Raw genomic sequence first — 2,075 nt, 5'->3', positions numbered from 1 at the left:
TGAAGGCATCGGCGACATGCTGCAGCGGCGCGAGGTCGACATCGGAGACGCCGGCACGCACGATCTCGGCGAAACGCTTGTAGAGCATCGGATATTCGGCTTCCGGCTCGTCATGGATGATCTTGCCGTCGACGGCGAGCTTTGCGCCGCCGCCCGAAAGCACCATGTTGCCCTTGTCCGTCTCGGCCAGGATGTCCCAGCTCTGCGGGCCGGTCTGCAGCCAATCGAGTTCCATCGTCACCGGCAGCCCGTTCGAGGTGCGGAAGGTGACATGCGCCGCCACCGGCGACGCGCGGTTCTCGGGAAAGTCGAGCACGGCCGAGGTGATGAACATCGGCGGCAGGATGTGGGTTGCGATCGACAGCGCGTTGATGCCGGGATCGAATACGCCGAAGCCGCCCGGCGCCCAGATCCATTCCTGGTTCGGGTGCCAGCGGCGCACATCTTCCTTCCAGTTGATGGCGGCCGAGCTGATCGTGGCCGAGGCGAGGAAGGCGCGCGCGGCCTCGACCGCCGGCGCGTAGCGCGAATGCCAGCTCGCAAAGAGCGAGACGCCGTTTTTCGCGGCAATCGCCTTCAGGTCTTCGACCTCGCTGACGGTGGCGCCCGGTGGCTTCTCCATGAAGACGTGCTTCTTCGCTTCGAGGGCGGCGCGCGCCGCGTCGTAACGGAACTGCGGCGGCATGCAGAGTGAAACCGCGTCCAGGCCGGGCTCGGCGTCGAGCATCGCCTCGATCGTCGGATAATTCGGAATGCCGTCGACCTTGCCGTGGCGGCTGGCCGCGGCCGCAAGCCGGTAGTCGGCGTCCTTCGCCAGGGCGGGCAGGTGCTGGTCGCGGACGATCTTTCCCACGCCGACGATACCGAGCCTGATGGGATTGCTGGTCATGGGAACTCCGAATTGGAAGAGGTGGATGTTTCTAGGCAGGAGGAAGCGGCCCGGCAAGCCGGGATAATGCGTTGCTGCCGACGTCGCGGCCTTGGTTGATCAGATCGGTTCTTCGAAGGTGACGATCGAGACCTCGCCTTCCAGCGCGCCCTGATAGGCCGACAGATGCGGCTCCTCGTCGGGCGCGCCGTCCATGTCGCCGATCTGGTCGAGCTCGGCCTCGGCATAGCCTTCGGCGGCGAGCGATTCGAGCGCGCGGCGCACCGCCGAATCGTCGTCCGGCGCGACCAGCATCACATGGACGCCCTCCGGCTTGCCGCCCTTCTTCTTCCACACCCGGCCGGTGATGATGGTGACCGGGCGCTCTTCGTTGTCGTTCACGGGCCGATTCCTTTTTTGGCCGAGATTCGGCCGGGTGAGGGGGTTTCTCCTCTTCATGCCGCCTTTTGGCATGAAGCCGGTGCATAGGACAGCCGAAAGCCGGTCACTTTCTTCCCCGCTCTTGAAAAAAGACGCAAGAAAATTACATGCGTTTTCCGCATGGCTGCCAAGCCTCGAATTGGGCGCAATATTTGCTGCTTCGGGGTTGACGGATAGTGGCCTTGCGAGTAGAAGCCGCCCCGTCAGAACCGATGTGAGACTTGCCTTTCCGAGGCGACGCGCTTTGGAGTTTGTCTCAAACAGGGTTCGTTTTACGAGCGAAAAGACATTTCCGGCGCGCATGAAGCGGCTTCCGCTTCCTCTGCAATTTGTTCGGGCAGGACCGCGAGACGCGGTGTTTTGCCCGAATTTACGTATGGAAATGGCGCTTTGAGCGGCCCTGACAGGGCAAGACACGGAATTGAGAGACAAGAGGGTTTAATGCCTACCGTCAACCAGCTGATCCGCAAGCCGCGCCTGGCGCCGGTGAAGCGCAACAAGGTCCCGGCCATGCAGCAGAACCCGCAGAAGCGGGGCGTCTGCACGCGCGTCTACACCACGACGCCGAAGAAGCCGAACTCGGCGCTGCGCAAGGTGGCCAAGATCCGCCTGACCAATGGTTTCGAAGTGATCGGCTATATCCCGGGCGAAGGCCATAACCTTCAGGAGCACTCGGTGGTCATGATCCGCGGCGGCCGCGTCAAGGATCTGCCGGGCGTCCGCTATCACATCATCCGCGGCGTGCTCGACACGCAGGGTGTGAAAA

Annotated in this window: 3 protein-coding genes; 1 reads left to right on the top strand and 2 read right to left on the bottom strand. The window is 63.1% G+C overall.

Features of this window, described 5'->3' with window-relative positions:
* Together EOA38_RS34805 and EOA38_RS34800 are read right to left on the bottom strand one after the other, a co-directional pair.
* A partial coding sequence (locus tag EOA38_RS34805) for a Gfo/Idh/MocA family oxidoreductase (protein ID WP_145966229.1) occupies positions 1–889 on the bottom strand: 889 nt, incomplete at its 3' end.
* A gap of 99 nt (positions 890–988) precedes the next feature.
* The gene (locus EOA38_RS34800) at positions 989–1,270 is read right to left on the bottom strand and encodes a transcriptional regulator (RefSeq protein ID WP_127301357.1); all 282 of its coding nucleotides are present in this window, start codon (positions 1,268–1,270) and stop codon (positions 989–991) included.
* A 480-nt stretch (positions 1,271–1,750) separates the two neighbouring features.
* On the opposite strand from EOA38_RS34800, the gene rpsL reads away from it, so the two are divergent.
* Positions 1,751–2,075 (top strand): 30S ribosomal protein S12 (gene rpsL / locus EOA38_RS34790; RefSeq protein ID WP_127301355.1); only part of this gene is annotated, 325 nt, incomplete at its 3' end.

The organism is Mesorhizobium sp. M1E.F.Ca.ET.041.01.1.1 (assembly GCF_003997355.1).
GTDB lineage: Bacteria > Pseudomonadota > Alphaproteobacteria > Rhizobiales > Rhizobiaceae > Mesorhizobium.
Note: the sequence above shows the minus strand (reverse complement) of the source record. Positions and strands in the feature narration are given on the sequence as shown.